Genomic DNA, 16,347 nt, shown 5'->3' with positions numbered 1-16,347 from the left:
TTAGGACAAATGGTCGCACGATCTAGTCCATGCGGACCTTGATCAGCATCGTGGCGATCGTCGCCGGCCTCTCGCCGGCCCCCGCGTCCGCGGCGCCCTTGCCCGAGGGCTCCGCGGACCACACGGCGGGTTCCCAGATCCTCAAGCACGAAGGCACCGGTGACCTCGGGGGCGGCCTCCGAACAGCGGAGGACCCGCCGACAGAGGGCAAAGTGCCCGGCATGGACGTCAGCAGCCACCAGGGTGACGTCGACTGGAAGTCCTCTTGGGACAAAGGAGCCCGGTTCGCCTACGTCAAGGCGACCGAGGGCACCCACTACCGGAACCCGAAGTTCACCCAGCAGTACAACGGTTCCTTCAACATCGGCATGATCCGCGGCGCGTACCACTTCGCGCTGCCGGACCGTGCCGACGGCGCGGCGCAGGCGAACTTCTTCGTCAACAACGGCGGCGGGTGGTCACCCGACGGCAAGACGCTGCCGCCCGCGCTCGACATGGAGTACAACCCGTACGGCGAGACTTGCTACAACATGAGCCAGGCCGCCATGACCGCCTGGGTGAAGGCGTTCAGCGACACGGTCTTCGCGCGCACCAAGCGGTACCCGACGATCTACACGTCCACGAGCTGGTGGAACAGGTGCGTCGGCGGCTCGGTGAAGTTCGGCGACAACAACCCGCTGTGGGTCGCGCACTACAACTCGCAGCTGGGCCCGCTGCCCGTGGGTTTCGACTTCCACACCATCTGGCAGTGGCAGGCCGCCGGCCTCTTCCCAGGCGACCAAAACCTTTTCAACGGCAAGTTCGACCAGCTACAACGCATCGCCGCCAGCTGACGGCACGCGGGGCCCTTCCGTACTGTCTGATAGTACGAAAGCGCCCCGCGTGCGGCTGAAACAGCTAGTCGAACAGGGCCGGGAGGGTACCCTCCCAGGCCTCGCGGAGCTCGGGCAGTGGGAGAGAGCCGAGGTCCTGGATCTCCAGGGCGTTCGACTCCGGGTCCACCACACCGACCTTGCGCCACGGCAGGGCGCGCGCGGTGCACATGTCGGTGAACCGCTGCTCCTCCGTGCGAGGCACGGCGACCAGGACGCGACCGGCCGACTCGCTGAACAGCGCGGTGAACAGGTCGCCCTCGAGGAAGACCCGCGCACCCGTCTCGCCGATCAGGCACGTCTCGACCAGCGCCTGGGCCAGGCCGCCCTCGGCGAGGTCGTGCGCGGCGGAGACCATGCCGTCGCGGGAACCCGCGACGAGGACCTCGCCGAGCAGCTTCTCGCGCTGCAGGTCGGCCTTCGGCGGCAGACCGCCGAGGTGGCCGTGGACGTGGTGTGCCCACTCCGAGCCGCCGAACTCGGCCTTCGTCTCGCCGAGCAGCAGCAGCGTCTCGCCGGCCTCGGCCCCGATCCCGGTGGGGATGCGGCGCCGCACGTCGTCGATCACGCCCAGCACACCCACGACCGGCGTCGGCAGGATCGCCGTGGAACCGGTCTGGTTGTAGAAGCTGACGTTGCCGCCGGTCACCGGGATGCCGAGCTCCACGCAGCCGTCCGCGAGGCCCTTCACGGCCTGCTCGAACTGCCACATGACACCGGGGTCCTCGGGCGAGCCGAAGTTGAGGCAGTTCGTGACGGCGACCGGCGTGGCACCGGTGGCCGCGACGTTGCGGTACGCCTCGGCGAGCGCGAGCCGTGCGCCCTCGTACGGGTCGAGCTTGGTGTAGCGGCCGTTGCAGTCCGTCGAGAGAGCGACACCGCGGTGCGTCTCCTCGTCGATCCGGATCATGCCGGAGTCGCTGGGCTGCGCCAGGACCGTGCCACCGCGCACGTACCGGTCGTACTGGTCGGTGACCCACTTCTTGGAGGCCAGGTTGGGGCTGGCCGCCATGGTCTTGATGAGCTCCAGCAGGTTCTCCGGCCTGGGCAGGCTGTCCGGCGTGTTCGCCTGCAGCTCGTCCTGGTCGGCCGGGCGCTGGATCGGCCGGTGGTACACGGGGCCCTCGTGGGCGACGGTGCGCGGCGGCACGTCCACGACGACCTCGTCGTGGTACGTGATCACCAGGCGGTCGCCGTCGGTCACCTCACCGATCTCGGTGGCGATGACGTCCCACTTCCGGCAGACCTCCATGAACGCCTCGACGTTCGCGGGCTCGACGACCGCGCACATGCGTTCCTGGGACTCGCTGGAGAGGATCTCGGCCGGGGTCATGCCGGTGGCCCGCAGCGGCACGCGGTCGAGCCACACGTGCATGCCGCCGTCACCAGCGGACGCCAGCTCGCTCGTCGCGCAGGACAGACCCGCGCCGCCGAGGTCCTGGATGCCGACGACGATGCCCTTCTCGAAGAGCTCCAGGGAGCACTCGATCAGCACCTTCTCGGTGAACGGGTCGCCGACCTGAACGCTCGGCAGCTTCTTGCGCTTGCCCGCGGAGTCGTCGAACGTCTCGCTCGCGAGGACGGACACGCCACCGATGCCGTCGAGGCCGGTGCGCGCGCCGTAGAGGATGACCTTGTTGCCGGTGCCCGACGCGTGCGCCAGGTGCAGGTCCTCGACCCGCATGGCACCCACGCACAGCGCGTTGACCAGCGGGTTGCCCTGGTACGACTCGTCGAACACGACCTCGCCGCCGATGTTCGGCAGGCCGAGGCAGTTCCCGTAGCCACCGACGCCCGCGACGATGCCGGGCAGCACCCTGCGCGTGTCCGCGGCGTCCGGCTTGCCGAACCGCAGCGGGTCCATGACCGCGAGCGGCCGCGCACCCATCGCGAGGATGTCGCGCACGATGCCGCCGACACCCGTCGCCGCACCCTGGTAGGGCTCGACGTAGGACGGGTGGTTGTGGCTCTCGGCCTTGAACGTGATCGCCCAGCCGTCACCGATGTCGACGACGCCGGCGTTCTCGCCGATGCCCGCGAGCATCTTGCTGCGCATCTCGTCGGTCGTGGTGTCGCCGAAGTACTTCAGGTGCACCTTGGACGACTTGTAGGAGCAGTGCTCGCTCCACATGACCGAGTACATCGCGAGCTCGGCGTCCGTGGGACGGCGGCCGAGGATCTCCTTGATGCGCGCGTACTCGTCGTCCTTCAGGCCCAGCTCCTTGTAGGGCTGCTCCTGGTCGGGCGTGCTTTCGGCGTTCTTGACGGTGTCGATGCTCATGCCTTCACCACCGTGTCGAGCAGGGACAGGAACATCCCGAGACCGTCGTCGGTCGGGCCGGTGAGCGCGTCGATGGCGTGCTCGGGGTGCGGCATGAGGCCGACGACGTTGCCCCTGGCGTTGGTGATGCCCGCGATGTTGTTGCGGCTGCCGTTCGGGTTCTCGCCGACGTACCGGAAGACCACCCGGTTCTCGCCTTCGAGCTCCTTGAGGGTTTCCTCGTTGGCCTGGTAACCGCCCTCACCCGACTTCAGCGGCACGAGGATCTCGGCTTTCGCGTCGTAACGCGTGGTCCAGGCGGTGGTGTTGTTCTCGACGCTGAGCCACTGGTCGCGGCACACGAAGTGCAGCTTGTGGTTGCGGACGAGCGCGCCCGGCAGCAGATGAGCCTCGGCGAGGATCTGGAAGCCGTTGCAGATGCCGAGCACCGGCATCCCCTTGTTCGCGGCCTCGATCACTTCCTGCATGACCGGCGCGAACCGCGCGATGGCGCCGCACCGCAGGTAGTCGCCGTAGGAGAACCCGCCGGGCACGATGACCGCGTCAACGCCCTTCAGGTCGTGGTCGCCGTGCCAGAGCGGCACGGCCTCCCCGTCGGCGTACTTCACGGCCCTTTGCGCGTCGACGTCGTCGAGCGTGCCGGGGAAGGTGATGACACCGACCCTCATGCCTCGACCCTGCGCACGGTCCAGTCCTCGATCACGGGGTTGGCGAGGAAGGTCTCAGCGATCTTGGCGAGCGTGGCGTCGTCGACGTCGTCGGCGACCTCCAGCTCGAAGTGCTTGCCCTGGCGGACGGCGGTGATGCCGTCAAACCCAAGGCGCGGCAGCGCGTTCGCCACCGCCTGGCCTTGCGGGTCGAGAATTTCGGGCTTCGGCATGACGTCGACGACGACTCGGGCCACGACAGACTGCTCCCGGGTTTGAGGGGGCTGGCGGTACTCGGGGAGCCTACCTGACCTGGGTGTTCATCAACTCGACAGGTGTGCGGAGGCACATCTTCACGTGGCCTCACCATCGGGTGAACCGCCTTGTCACGGTCCGACGGTTTGGTATTCTTGCCCTAGCTTCGGCCCGTAAGCCGGAGAAGTGAGCACGGTGCCCGTCCGGACGGTCGGCCGCCGTGCTTCGCGCTTTCTAGGGCGCTCTCATGTCGATGACGTCGCCCATCAACGGCTGAACCCTCCGCAACCAGTCACCGCCGGCGCCGTAGCACCACGCCACGATGTCCGCGATCCACAGCAACGGATCGTTCTCGCTGGGCAGGTGCTCGTAGAACAAGCCCGTGCCCCATGCGGACTTGCCGAGAGCAGTTCGAATGGTCAGCAGATCGTGGTCGTCCCGGACCTCGCGACTGTCGAACACCAACCGCGTCACGCCGGCTTTCAGCACTTCATCGGTCAGCCGAGCCACACAGTTCTGCCTTGCCCGCTCTTCACCCCTCCGACAGCATGCGAGGTAGATGTCGACGTGGACCGCGGCCGGCGTCAAGGCGGACAAGATCTGTTTGCGGCGGGCCGGTGTTTCCTTCTTGAAATGCAACTCGCGCTGGTTCGGCATGCGCAGCCCCATGAGCAGCTTGCGCAGCTTGGTCAGCTCACCCGGATCAACGATCGCCGCGGCAAGCAGATAGGTGTTGTTTCGCCGAGACTCGTCGACGAAGGCGTGCAGACTCACGAAACGTTCATCTGCCGGACCCGAACGATAGTTGATCAAAGCCATCGCAACGAGGTATTTCGCCGACAGCGAGACCGCTGGCAGCCGAGCCCGATCGGACGGATGCTGGAGATCATGAAGATCCTGGTGCTCGGCGGAACCGTGTTCCTCAGCAAGGCCATCACGGCGGAGGCGGTGCGCCGGGGCCACGACGTGGTGTGCGGCGCCCGCGGCGCGTCCGGTCAGGTGCCGGACGGAGCCAGGCTGATCTCGATCGACAGAAACAAACCCGGCGCGTTCGACCAGCTGGCCGGCGAGCAGTTCGACTCGGTGATCGACGTGGCGAAGTACTCGGTGAACTGGGTGCGGGACGCGTTGGAGGCCTTCGGCGCGACCACGCCGCACTGGACGTTCGTGTCCAGCATCTCGGTCTACGCGGACCACGCCACGGGCAGCGACGAGCTCCTCCCGCCGCTGGAGGACGACCCGGCGGCGGAGTTCACCTCGGAGCGCTACGGCAGCGTCAAGGTGGCCAGCGAGAACGCCGTGCTCGAGACGGTCAGGGGGCGCGAGTTCATCGTGCGCGCCGGGCTGGTCACCGGGCCGGACGACCCCTCGGACCGGTTCGGGTACTGGCCCGCGCGGCTCAGCCAGGGTGGACGGGTCGTCGTGCCGGACAGCCCTGACCTGAGCTTTCAGCACATCGACGCGCGCGACCTCGCGGAGTGGATCTTGCTGGCCGCCGAGGAGCACATCACGGGCACGTACGACGCGGTAGGGCCGGTGATGCCGTTCCAGATGGCGATCGGGGAGATCGCGGGAGCGGTCGCGCCGCAGGGGACGCAGCTCGTGTCGGTGCCGGAGAGCGTGCTGGAGGAGCTCCAGGTCAACCCGTGGGGCGGGCCGCGGTCGCTTCCGCTGTGGCTGCCGAAGGACTTCGCGAAGATGACCAGCCGTGACGTCAGTGCGGCGCTGGCCAACGGGTTGAGGCAGCGGCCGCTGGCCGAGACCGCGCTCGACTCGCTGGAGTACGAGCGCGGCCTCGGGCTGGACCGGCCTCGCAAGGCCGGACTCACGGCTCAGGAAGAGCAGGAAATCCTCACAGCAGTGAGTTGATCTGCGCGGCGACGAGGTCGATGCGCACGCCCTGGTTCGGGCAGCCGCCGAAGTGGTGGAGCCCGATCACCTTGTGCGTGCGCCTCGACAGCACCGGCGAGCCGGACGAGCCGCCTTCGGTGTCGCACATGTAGCTGATGTCGGACTGCGACACGTTGCCGGTGACGCGCACCGCGCGCACGACGCAGTAGCCGCCGCCGTTGCTGTTGTCGCGCAACGACAACTTCTTCAGCTTCCCGGCCGGGTGGCCGACGATGTACATCTCTTCACCCACGGCCGGAACGCGCGCGTCCAGCTCGAGGTAGCCGAACGAGCTGATGGCCGTGAAGTTGTTCACGGTGAAGAGGGTGTAGTCCAGGGGAGCGTTGGTCTTGAGGACCTGGGCCGCCAGCACCTTCGTGACGGTGGCCGAGTTGGTGCCGCCGCAGGTCGGACACTGGTAGTTGAACCACACCTCGATGCCGCTGACGCTGGTGAAGCAGTGGTTGTTGGTGAGCATGCGGTTGTTCGGGCCGACCCGCCACGCCGTGCACAGCGAACTGCCGTTGCGCAGCAGTTTCGCGACGGAGGCGGTCTTGCCCCACTCGGTCGGGTTGCTGGACTGGTAGCAGACCGCGTCCTTGTAGTCGTTCGTGCCGCAGATGCTCTGCACCGACAGCTGCGAGTCCATCTCGGCCTCGGTGTAGCCCCGCGTGATCTTGTCGATCCGCACGCGGCTGAGCGGGTTCTTCAGCGACACCACGGCCTTCTCGCCGGTGATCGACATGGCCCAGAAACCGGTCCGGTCGGGCGTGGCCGTCAAAGACGAACGAAGATCCCGCGTGTACGTGTACTTCTCGGTGCCGTCAGGGTTCGACACCGTCAGCACGTCACCGGGCAGGATCCGGAGGTCCGTGAAATGGATCTTGACGTAACCGGATCCAGGCCGTTCGATCGTGGTGGAACGGTTGTTGCCACCCACTCGGACCGAGAGCGATTCCTCGGTGCCGATTTCCTGCGACTGTGACGCGTCTTGGGGCGACGCGGCCTGAGCAGGAGTAGAGGTGGTGGTAGCAGGGACGAAGGACGTCATCGGCAGGGCAAGTGCCAGTGCCGTGAGGAGTTGCAGGGTTTTCCTCATGCCTTTTGATACTTCCGACGTCACCTGACCGTGTCAGCCCGCCGAACGTCGGTAATGGAGGAATCCATGCAAGTTGTCCATTTCGGTCATGCCTGTGTGCTGCTGGACACCGGGTCGACGCGCATCCTGATCGATCCCGGCACGTTCTCCACTGGGTTCGAGGACGTGCAGGACCTGGACGCCGTGCTCATCACGCACCAGCACTTCGACCACCTGGACGTCGAGAAGCTGCCGAAGCTGCTCGCCGCCAACCCCGGCGCGCAGCTGATCGTGGACGAGGGATCAGCGCCCAGCGTCGAGAACCCGACCATCGCCCGGCCGGGTGACGTGCTCAAGGTCGGCGACACGACGGTCAAGGTCGTCGGCGGGCAGCACGCCGTGATCCACGAGGACATCCCGGTCATCCCGAACACCGGTTACGTGGTCGGCGACGGCGCGTTCTACCACCCCGGCGACGCGCTCTTCGTGCCCGACGAGGACGTCGACGTGCTCGGTCTGCCCTCCGGCGCGCCGTGGATGCGCACTGGTGAGGCGGTCGACTTCATGCGGGCGGTCAAGCCGCGCGTGGCCGTGCCGATCCACGAGGCGGTCCTCGCGATGCCGGAGATGGCCTACCGCCACTTCGAGAACCTCAAGCCGGCGGGCACCGAGGTCAGGCCGCTGAAGCGTGGCGAGGAGACGGCAGTCTGACGTACGTGGTCGGCGCGGCGTCGTGGGCGAGGGCGATGTCCACGGCGTCGAGCACGGCCTGTCGCGCACCGGGCCGGTGCAGGTCACGGGCATCGACGGTGATCCGGGTCAGGCCACCTCGGCGTGCGGACCTGGCCGCCGCGTAGACCAGCGCGAGCGACCGCAGCTCACCGAAGCTGCTGCGCTCGGTCAGCGCGTGCAGGCGGCCGATCGTCGCGAGCCCGGTGCCCAGGTCGCGGACGGCGTGCGCGTCGGCGCAGCGGCTGAACTGGTGCTTGGCGAGCGCGAGCAACGTCCCGGGCGACGCGACACAACGCCGGGGCGCGAACGTGTCGGCGTTGAGCCCGATGGCTTCCATCTGGACGCGCGCACCGGTGAGCAGCAGCCCTGCCTCGTAGGCGGGCAACCGCCGTTGGCCCAGGCCGTGCAACACGACCGCATCGCCGAGCGCGGCGCGCTGCCGCACCCATTCCTGCGCCCTGCCGAGCTCGCGAGGTATCACGAGCAGCGACAACGGCACCTGCCGCGGGTCGAGGGCCGCGGCGAGATCAGCGCATCGGTCGAGTGTCTGCGGACCGATGCCGGACAGTGAGACCACGAGCTGTGAGTGCACGCTTCGAGTGCGCCATGCCGTGGTGACATCCGCGTGAAACCGGAGCTAACTCACGCGAGCCAGTCGGCGAAAGACCGGCCGGTGAGCCGTTCGTAGGCCTCGACGTACCTCTGCCGGGTCGCCTCGACGACGTCCGCGGGCAGCGGAGGCGGCGGGGTGTCGCTCTTGCGGTCCCAGCCCGACTCGGAAGACGTCAGCCAGTCACGCACGTACTGCTTGTCGAACGACGGCTGCACACGACCGGGCTCGTAGCCCTCGGCCGGCCAGTACCGCGACGAGTCCGGTGTGAACACCTCGTCGGCCAGGATCAGCTCACCGGCGGCGTCCAGCCCGAACTCGAACTTCGTGTCCGCCAAGATCAGGCCACGTGTCAACGCGTACGCGCGCGCCTCGCTGTACAGCTCGATCGTGCGGTCACGCAGCTTGGACGCCAGCTCCTCACCGTGCTTCGCGGCGATGACGTCGAACGACACGTTCTCGTCGTGCGCCCCGATCTCGGCCTTCGACGCGGGCGTGAAGATCGGCGGGTTCAGCTCGGAGGCCTCGACCAGCCCGGCCGGCAGCTCGATCCCGCACACCGCACCGGTCGCCGTGTAGTCGGCCATGCCGGAACCGGTCAGGTACCCGCGCGCCACGCACTCGACGTCGACCATCTGCAGCTTGCGCACCAGCAACGCCCGGCCGCGGACCTCGGCGGGGATGCGCGGGTCGTCGTGGGCGACCAGGTGGTTCGGGGTGAGCCGCTCGAACCAGAACACGCTCATCGCGGTGAGCACGCGGCCTTTGTCCGGGATCTCCGTGCTCAGGATGTGGTCGAACGCGGAGATGCGGTCGGACGCGACGAACAGCAGCAGCTCGTCGTCCACGTCGTACAGGTCGCGAACCTTGCCGCGGGCGACGTGCTGGTAGTCAGCGAGCGTTGGCACGCCGGTCAGCCTACGTGCCCCGGGTTCCGGAAAACCGGCCTACACCCCCTCACCTCTACAGATCAAGCCCGACGGGCCTTAAGGTGCACCCCGTGCTCACCCGAAAGGCGTTGTGGATCCCGGCATTGGCCAGCCTGGGACTGCTCATCGTGCTGGGCGTGGCCGGGTGGGGCATCGACTCCACCCCGATCTCGTCCCCTCAGCCGGGCTCTCCGAACACGAGCACGGCCCAGTCGGTCAGCATCGTGCCGACCCCGGACGTCGCCGACATCACGGTGAAGACCGCGTCCTCCGAAACGACGACCACCACGACGACGACCACGCGGCCCAAGCCGCCACCCGTGCAGGCTCCTCCGCCCGCTCAGCAGCCCACGACGACCACGACACCCCCGCAGCGGGGACTGCTGGTCAACGAAGGTGCGCGGTGCGATCCCGAAGGCGCGCAGGGCGTCGGCCTGCTCAACGAACCGCTGGTCTGCCGCAAGGACCCCCAGCGCGGCGACCGGCTGCGCTGGCACAAGGCCTAGCCGGCGGCCCACTCCAGGACGTCGATCTTGTCGCCGACGGCGATGGTGCCGGTGCGCACGACCTGCGCCTTCATCCCGAAGGTCACCCCGCCGTCGCCGTCCCGCCGGTAGGTCGAGAGAGAACGGATCGGCTCCGGGCCGTCCTTCAACCCGGTCTCCTGATCGACCATCGGCACCGCGCACCGCACGCAGTCCTTGGCGTAGCCCAGTTCCACGTCGCCGATCACCGCGCGCCGCACCCGGTCCTCCGTGTGCGGTTCCGGCCACCCGGACACCACCACGTTCGGGCGGAACCGGTTCATCGGCACGGGTTCGCCGCCGCGCTCCAGGATCCGCTCGTTCAACCCGTCCAACGAGGACAGCGAGAGCACCAGCAACGCGTTGCCGTCCGCGTAGCCGACGACGCCGATGGTCGCGCCGGTCGTCTCCCTGCGCAGGTCCGGTGGCGTCCGCACGAGCCGCACCGACTTGCCCAGCAGGTCGGAGAAGTGAGCGGCGGCGGCGTCGCCCTGGTCCACTCCGGACCCGTTCCAGGTGTGCAGGACGACCGGCACCCGAGGCCCGTCGGCGACGATCGGGAACGACTTCCCGCCGATCGACAGCGACGAGTCCACGAGCGAGGGTCGCAGGGCGGCCATCGCGGGCACCTTGCGCTGCGACAGGAACACGCCCTCGTCGTCCACCAACATCATCATCCGATCGCCGCGCAACCCCGTGAGGTCCACGGCCGAGGACGTGACGGAGTACCCGCCACACCCCTTGATCGGGTAGACGACCAGATCGGAAACGATCACAGAATCGGCTCCGGCTCGTAGGCCGGGTACTTCTCGACGACCGCGGCGACCTGCTCGACGACGGACGCGACCTGCGCCGACGCCACGCCGGTGAACGACAGGCGGTCGGCCAGCAGCGCGTCCAGCGCGGCCCGGTCGAGCGGCAGGCGGGAGTCGGCGGCCAGCCGGTCCAGCAGGTCGTTCTGCGCGAGGCCCTGCTCGCGCATCGCCAGCGCGACGGCCACCGCGTTCTCCTTGATGGCCTCGTGCGCGGTCTCCCGGCCGACGCCCGCCCGCACCGCCGCCATCAGCACCTTCGTCGTGCCGAGGAACGGCAGGTAGCGGTCCAGCTCCCGCGCGACCACGGCCGGGTAGGCGCCGAACTCGTCCAGCACCGTCAGGAACGTCTCCAGCAGCCCGTCGAACGCGAAGAACGCGTCCGGCAGCGCGACCCGGCGGACCACCGAGCACGACACGTCGCCCTCGTTCCACTGGTCGCCCGCGAGCTCGCCGACCATCGACAGGTAACCGCGCAGGATCACCGCGAAGCCGTTCACGCGCTCGCACGAGCGGGTGTTCATCTTGTGCGGCATCGCGCTGGACCCGACCTGACCGGGCTTGAAGCCCTCGGTCACCAGCTCGTGGCCGGCCATCAGGCGGATGGTCTTCGCGACCGACGACGGCGCCGCCGCGAGCTGCACGAGCGTCGACACGACGTCGAAGTCGAGCGAGCGCGGGTAGACCTGGCCGACGGACGTCAACACCCGCTCGAAGCCGAGGTGACCGGCGACCGTGCGCTCCAGCTCGGTCAGCTTCTCCGGCGTGCCGAGCAGGTCGAGCATGTCCTGGGCGGTGCCGACTGGGCCTTTGATGCCGCGCAACGGGTACCGCGCGATCAGCTCGTCCAGCCTGCTGAACGCCACCAGCAGCTCGTCCGCACCGGTCGCGAACCGCTTGCCCAGCGTCGTGGCCTGCGCGGCCACGTTGTGCGAACGGCCGGCCATCACCAGGTCGGAGTGCTCCGCCGCGAGCCGCGCGAGGCGTCCGAGCACCGCCGCGACCTTGGACCTGATCAGCTCCAGCGACCGCAGCACCTGCAGCTGTTCGACGTTCTCGGTCAGGTCTCGCGAGGTCATGCCCTTGTGCACCTGCTCGTGACCGGCGAGCGCGTTGAACTCCTCGATGCGCGCCTTCACGTCGTGCCGCGTGACCCGCTCACGCGCCGCGATCGACTCCAGGTCGACCTGCTCCAGCACGCGCTCGTAGTCGGCGATCGCGGTCGCCGGCACCTCGATGCCGGCGGCGGCCTGCGCGCGCAGCACGGCGAGCCACAGCTGGCGCTCCAGCACGATCTTGTGCTCGGCCGACCAGAGCGTCGCGAGCGACGTGGAGGCGTAGCGACCTGCGAGGACGTTGGTGATGCGCGGCTTGGTCACGCCCCTCAGGCTAGTGCACCCGCACTCACTCCCAGCGCACGTCCGGGTCCGTGACCAGCGCTGTGAGCACGTCCACACGCACCGGCACCATCTGCCTCAGTCCGCTGCCCGTGGCGGGGTTGGCGTTGTAGCTGGAGATCTGCGCGTAGTACCCGCTCGGGAACTTGCGCAGCGTCACCGACCGCGTGATCTCCTGACCTTCGACGAACTCGGCCTCCATGACGGACGATCCGTCCTTCTGCGGCACGTCCCGGCACGTGGTCGCGCTGACGCAGATGTACTCCTCGATCGACCGGTTCTTGGTGAGGACCACCTGAAGCGAAGTCGGTCCGATGTCGTCGGTGAGGTACACGAAGCCGGACAGCTCGGGGTCGTTCGCTCGTCTCGGCGGGGTCGTCGGCGAGGACGGCTGGTAGGCGTACACCCCGGCTTCGAAGTGCGCGTAGACGTCTTTGAGGTTCGGCATCTTCAGGTCGAGCTTCTCGGCGAGCTTGTCCCCGAGGCGCTGGGCCTTCTTCTCCACCGGCTCGCTCGGGGGCGCGGACGAGGACGTCGGGTTGTCCGAGGCGAGCTGGCCGTCGTTGCCACGGGGCAGCAGGCCCGGCAGCGCGAACGACACCACGGCGATCATCGCCGTAGCCACGCCCACACCGACCAGCGCTCGGCGACGACTTTTTTTCTGTTCGACCCGCTTGATCAGGGTGTCGGGGTCGAAGTCGAGCGGCGGCTCGTCCCAGACGGCCAGCAGCATTCCCTCGCGGATCTCCTGCTCACTCACGACGCGACCCTCCCCGAACTGCTGTCGAGCTTCTCCACGATGGCGCGCAACGTCGCGAGGCCGCGCGCCGTCTGGCTTTTGACCGTTCCCTCGGTGCACCCCATGGCCACCGCCACCTCGGCGACCGACAGGTCTTCGAAATATCGCAGCACCAGCACCGCTCGTTGCCTCGGCGGCACCTGCAGCAACGCGGTGTGCACCAACTCACGTGCCCACAGCTTCGCGCTGGTCGTGTCGGGATCCACGGTGGCGTCCGCGGCGTCCGGCAGCTCCCCGTCGCGCTGCTCGGCTCTGCGCCACGGCCTGCGCTTCTCGTCCAGCCAGGTGCGCAGCAGCACCTTGCGGGCGTAGGCGATCAGGTTGTCCAGGTCCTTGATGCGCTTCCAGGCGATGTACATCTTCATCAGGCTCGACTGCATCAGGTCTTCTGCCGTGTGCCAGTCGCCACAGAACAGATACGCAGTGCGTCGCAAAGACGCGGCATTGGCTGCCGCGAACTCGCGAAAGCCCTGCTCATCGGCCTTGCGCATGCGATCCCCTCTCGCGTCCTCAAACAGGGGAACGCGTCAGGGGAACGCGAGGTTGCATCACGCCTGACGCGAAAGAGCCGAACGGAGCATCCTGGCCGCGACGCCGCGGGGATCGGGCTTCAGCTCGATGAACGCGTTCACCATCGAACCGTCGACCAGCGCGATCAACTCCTCGACCCGGTCCGGTGCGATGTCACGGCCGGAGCGGGCGAAGATGTCGGCGATCAGTTCGTGCAGCTGCGTGGACAGCACGCGCATCAACGGCCGCAGGTACGGGCGGCGGCCGGTCGCGACGAGGCGTTCGTAGCGCAGCAGCATCGTCTCGGTGTCGGTGACGTCCTGGCCGACCAGCAGGTCGAGGACCAGTTCGACGAGCACGTCGTCGTCGGTCAGCCGGTCCGAGATCGTCCTCAGCCGTTCGCGGCAGCTCGCCAGCTCCGCGTGGCCGTGGAACTCGACGGCCGCGGTGATCAGCTCGTCGAGCGAGTCGAAGTAGTAGGTGGTCGACGCGAGCGGCAGACCTGCGCGTTCGGCGACCGCGCGGTGCCTGACCGCGTCGAATCCGCCCTGCACGAGCAGTTCGGACGCGGCCTCGACGAGAGCCTGCCGCCTGCGCTCGCCTTTGGGGGTTGCTGCCGTCATAGTCGCGCCAGGGTACTTGGCGGACGGTCAGAACCTGGGGGCCAGTGCGGTCGCGATGGGCTTGGCCTTGCCCTTCAGCTCCCCGTCGCCCTGCGTGAAGACGTAGAGGTCCTGGTTCGCCGCGGTCTCCGTCTTTTCCACCTGCGCGCCGGCGGGGGGATCGAACGCCTGTGGCGTGACGATCGCGGTGATGGTCAGACCGTCGATCTTGAACGCGGCCGAGCGGGAGTCCGGTGAACACGTCACCGTCGGCGGGATCGCGAATTCCGGTGGAACCGAAAGCTCTCCGGCGAGGGCGACGGCGAGCTCTCGGTCCACACCTGCGCAGCCCTGCACTGCGCGCACGCCGGGCGTAAGGCCGGCGCTTCCCTGTGACGTCGCGTCCCCCTGCTTGGACGTTTCGTCCTTCGGGAAGTCCTTGCGCTGGTCCTGTTCCAGCGGAGTCATCGGCGATTGTGCCGCGTTGTTCTCCTGCTGCCCAGGACCAGCCACGCTCGAGTTGTTCTTGTCCTGCGCGATCCAGTTGGTACCCGCCACGGCACCGCCGAAACCGAGCACCACGGCCAGGGTAGTGCCGGCCGCGATCGAGTTGCGCCTGCGCACCGTGGCGCGTCGCGAAGCCGTGCGGACGTCACTCGCGTCGAAGGACGCCGGTGGCGCGTCGTGCGCGGCGTCGCGGAACAGGTCCGCGAGCTTCTGCTCGTCCATCTACGTCCTCCTCTCGCTCGTGTTCACGAGGCTGTTCACGACGCCGGTCGCAGGTCGTCGATGGCGTCACCGAGAGCTTCCCGCAACGCGGTCAGCCCGCGGGCGGTCTGACTCTTCACAGTTCCTTCCGAGCACTTCAGCACCTCGGCCGTGGCCGTCACGTCGAGGCCCTCGAGGAACCTCAGCACGAGCACGGCCCGTTGCCGGGGCGGGACTCTGCGCAGACCCTTCATCAACGCCTCGCGCGTCGCGACCGTCTCACCGATCTCGTTGTCCGTCGTCGGTGGTTCCGGCATCTCGTCGGTGAACTTCTCGCGTCGCCACGGACGACGCGACTCGTCGATCACCGCGCGCACGACGGTGCGCCGGACGTAGGCGTCGAGAGCCTGCTTGTCCCGGATCTTCCGCCACCTCCTGTGCACCGCCACGAACGCTGTCTGCGCGAAGTCGTCAGCGCGATGCCAGTCGCCGCACAGCAGGTATGCCGTTCGGCGCACGGCCTCACGGCGAGCCACGAAGTACTCCGCGAACTCCTGCTCGTCGCGCTGATCCACGCGGACTGCTCTCCGCTCGTTCCTCGAGTTGCACTTACCGGACGGAATCTGAGGCACCAACGGTTGCACGAACCACCGGGGAGAGCTACATCACCCCCTCGGTCGTTCACCGGATGTGATGTGATCGGGGTCGTGACCCCCATTGACCTGCGCTCGGACACCGTCACCCAGCCGGACGAGGAGATGCGTCGTGCGATGGCCTCGGCCGAGGTCGGCGACGACGTCCTGGATCACGACCCCACCATGGCGCTGCTGGAGGAGCGGGTCGCCGAACTGCTCGGCGTCGAAGCCGCCCTGTGGGTTCCGTCCGGGTCGATGGGCAACCTCATCGCGTTGTTCCTGCACCTCGAGCGCGGTGACCGGTTCCTCGCTCCGCTCGGCGCGCACGTGCTGGACGCCGAGCTCGGGACGGCGGCTTGGCTGGCGGGCGGGATGCCGCACGCGCTGCCGGTCATGACTCCCGAAGCCGTGGTGGCCGCAGGTGGTGCCGAGTCTCCTTACTACGGGCTGCGCACGACGTTGTTGTGTCTGGAGAACACGCACAACGCTTCCGGTGGCACCGTGACCACTGCCGATGAGCACGCCTTGCTGGTGTCGGCAGCCCGGTCCGCCGGGCTGGCCGTGCACCTGGACGGTGCCCGGTTGTGGAACGCGTCGGTCGCTCTCGGCGTGCCGCTCACCGCGTTGACCGCGGGGGCGGACACCGTGCAGGTGTGCCTGTCGAAGGGGCTCGGGGCGCCGGTCGGGTCGGTCGTGGCCGGGTCCGCGTCGTTCGTCGTCGAGGCTCGGCGCGTGCGGAAGATGCTCGGTGGCGGGGTTCGCCAGGGTGGCGTGCTGGCGGCCGCCGGTCTGGTCGCGCTCGACCGGATCTCGCGGCTCGCCGACGATCATTCGAATGCTTCGGCGCTGGCCGCCGGGCTGCGCGCGGTGGGCTGGGACGTGCCGGAGCCCGCCACGAACATCGTGCTGGCCTCCGTGCCGGAGCCGGACAAGACCCTGTCGTCGTTGCGCGACGTCGGGGTGCTCGCCAGTCCGATGTCCGGCAAGGTCCGGTTCGTGACGCACGGCGACGTGGACTCGTCCGACATCGCCGAGGTGCTGCGCCGACTGCGAGAGGACGCCTGAG

Annotated in this window: 19 protein-coding genes; 5 read left to right on the top strand and 14 right to left on the bottom strand. The window is 68.3% G+C overall.

Annotation, left to right across the window (positions count from 1 at the left end):
• Positions 1–29 precede the first annotated feature (29 nt).
• Positions 30–833, top strand: coding sequence for a lysozyme (locus G7043_RS24545; protein ID WP_166049169.1), 804 nt, complete (start codon positions 30–32; stop codon positions 831–833).
• A gap of 64 nt (positions 834–897) precedes the next feature.
• Here G7043_RS24545 and purL read toward each other — a convergent pair whose 3' ends face one another.
• The 4 genes from purL to G7043_RS24525 form a co-directional block, all read right to left on the bottom strand.
• Positions 898–3,153 (bottom strand): phosphoribosylformylglycinamidine synthase subunit PurL, encoded by a 2,256-nt coding sequence (gene purL, locus G7043_RS24540; RefSeq protein WP_166049167.1) that lies wholly within the window; start codon positions 3,151–3,153, stop codon positions 898–900.
• Positions 3,150–3,821: a phosphoribosylformylglycinamidine synthase subunit PurQ gene (gene purQ, locus G7043_RS24535; RefSeq protein ID WP_166049165.1), complete on the bottom strand. Its 672-nt coding sequence runs from the start codon at positions 3,819–3,821 to the stop codon at positions 3,150–3,152. The genes purL and purQ overlap by 4 nt, the downstream gene beginning before the upstream one ends.
• The gene (gene purS / locus G7043_RS24530; RefSeq protein ID WP_030465889.1) at positions 3,818–4,057 is read right to left on the bottom strand and encodes a phosphoribosylformylglycinamidine synthase subunit PurS; all 240 of its coding nucleotides are present in this window, start codon (positions 4,055–4,057) and stop codon (positions 3,818–3,820) included. The genes purQ and purS overlap by 4 nt, the downstream gene beginning before the upstream one ends.
• A 232-nt stretch (positions 4,058–4,289) precedes the next feature.
• Positions 4,290–4,874, bottom strand: a complete 585-nt coding sequence (locus G7043_RS24525; protein WP_207311598.1) for a hypothetical protein — start codon at positions 4,872–4,874, stop codon at positions 4,290–4,292.
• A gap of 69 nt (positions 4,875–4,943) precedes the next feature.
• Between G7043_RS24525 and G7043_RS24520 the strand changes: the two genes are divergently transcribed.
• On the top strand, positions 4,944–5,924 hold the full coding sequence (locus G7043_RS24520) for an NAD-dependent epimerase/dehydratase family protein (RefSeq protein WP_166049163.1): 981 nt from the start codon (positions 4,944–4,946) through the stop codon (positions 5,922–5,924).
• Here the strand turns inward: G7043_RS24520 and G7043_RS24515 are convergent.
• Positions 5,908–7,044, bottom strand: a complete 1,137-nt coding sequence (locus tag G7043_RS24515) for a trypsin-like serine peptidase (RefSeq protein WP_166049161.1) — start codon at positions 7,042–7,044, stop codon at positions 5,908–5,910. The two genes, G7043_RS24520 and G7043_RS24515, sit on opposite strands and share 17 nt — an antisense overlap.
• 66 nt (positions 7,045–7,110) lie before the next feature.
• On the opposite strand from G7043_RS24515, the gene G7043_RS24510 reads away from it, so the two are divergent.
• Entirely contained in the window at positions 7,111–7,734 is a 624-nt protein-coding gene (locus G7043_RS24510; RefSeq protein WP_166049158.1) for an MBL fold metallo-hydrolase, read from the top strand.
• Here G7043_RS24510 and G7043_RS24505 read toward each other — a convergent pair.
• Together G7043_RS24505 and G7043_RS24500 are read right to left on the bottom strand one after the other, a co-directional pair.
• The gene (locus tag G7043_RS24505; protein ID WP_166049156.1) at positions 7,697–8,347 is read right to left on the bottom strand and encodes a DUF2334 domain-containing protein; all 651 of its coding nucleotides are present in this window, start codon (positions 8,345–8,347) and stop codon (positions 7,697–7,699) included. The genes G7043_RS24510 and G7043_RS24505 overlap by 38 nt on opposite strands.
• Positions 8,348–8,397: 50 nt before the next feature.
• Entirely contained in the window at positions 8,398–9,273 is an 876-nt protein-coding gene (locus tag G7043_RS24500; protein WP_166049154.1) for a phosphoribosylaminoimidazolesuccinocarboxamide synthase, read from the bottom strand.
• Positions 9,274–9,365: 92 nt separating this feature from the next.
• On the opposite strand from G7043_RS24500, the gene G7043_RS24495 reads away from it, so the two are divergent.
• The gene (locus G7043_RS24495; protein WP_166049153.1) at positions 9,366–9,800 is read left to right on the top strand and encodes a hypothetical protein; all 435 of its coding nucleotides are present in this window, start codon (positions 9,366–9,368) and stop codon (positions 9,798–9,800) included.
• On the opposite strand, the gene G7043_RS24490 is transcribed toward G7043_RS24495, so the two are convergent.
• Genes G7043_RS24490 through G7043_RS24460 form a run of 7 tightly spaced genes read right to left on the bottom strand, consistent with a single transcriptional unit; the run spans position 9,797 to position 15,221 of the window.
• On the bottom strand, positions 9,797–10,594 hold the full coding sequence (locus G7043_RS24490) for an MOSC domain-containing protein (protein ID WP_166049151.1): 798 nt from the start codon (positions 10,592–10,594) through the stop codon (positions 9,797–9,799). The genes G7043_RS24495 and G7043_RS24490 overlap by 4 nt on opposite strands.
• Positions 10,591–12,009: an adenylosuccinate lyase gene (gene purB / locus G7043_RS24485; protein ID WP_166049149.1), complete on the bottom strand. Its 1,419-nt coding sequence runs from the start codon at positions 12,007–12,009 to the stop codon at positions 10,591–10,593. The genes G7043_RS24490 and purB overlap by 4 nt, the downstream gene beginning before the upstream one ends.
• 25 nt (positions 12,010–12,034) lie before the next feature.
• Entirely contained in the window at positions 12,035–12,787 is a 753-nt protein-coding gene (locus G7043_RS24480) for a hypothetical protein (protein WP_166049147.1), read from the bottom strand.
• A complete protein-coding gene (locus G7043_RS24475; RefSeq protein ID WP_086661295.1) occupies positions 12,784–13,317 on the bottom strand; it encodes a SigE family RNA polymerase sigma factor in 534 nt (177 codons plus the stop codon). Before G7043_RS24475 ends, G7043_RS24480 begins: the two co-directional genes overlap by 4 nt.
• Positions 13,318–13,374: 57 nt before the next feature.
• Positions 13,375–13,959 carry a TetR/AcrR family transcriptional regulator gene (locus G7043_RS24470; protein ID WP_166049145.1) on the bottom strand — a complete coding sequence of 195 codons (585 nt, stop codon included), beginning with the start codon at positions 13,957–13,959 and terminating at the stop codon, positions 13,375–13,377.
• A 27-nt stretch (positions 13,960–13,986) separates the two neighbouring features.
• Positions 13,987–14,667 carry a hypothetical protein gene (locus G7043_RS24465; protein WP_166049143.1) on the bottom strand — a complete coding sequence of 227 codons (681 nt, stop codon included), beginning with the start codon at positions 14,665–14,667 and terminating at the stop codon, positions 13,987–13,989.
• Between the two features lie 35 nt (positions 14,668–14,702).
• Positions 14,703–15,221, bottom strand: coding sequence for a SigE family RNA polymerase sigma factor (locus tag G7043_RS24460; protein ID WP_166049141.1), 519 nt, complete (start codon positions 15,219–15,221; stop codon positions 14,703–14,705).
• Between the two features lie 183 nt (positions 15,222–15,404).
• Between G7043_RS24460 and G7043_RS24455 the strand changes: the two genes are divergently transcribed.
• Positions 15,405–16,346, top strand: a complete 942-nt coding sequence (locus G7043_RS24455; RefSeq protein ID WP_242642640.1) for a threonine aldolase family protein — start codon at positions 15,405–15,407, stop codon at positions 16,344–16,346.
• Position 16,347 lies beyond the last annotated feature (1 nt).

The sequence above is a fragment of the Lentzea alba genome (assembly GCF_011067745.1).
Taxonomy (GTDB): Bacteria; Actinomycetota; Actinomycetes; order Mycobacteriales; family Pseudonocardiaceae; genus Lentzea; species Lentzea alba.
Note: the sequence above shows the minus strand (reverse complement) of the source record. Positions and strands in the feature narration are given on the sequence as shown.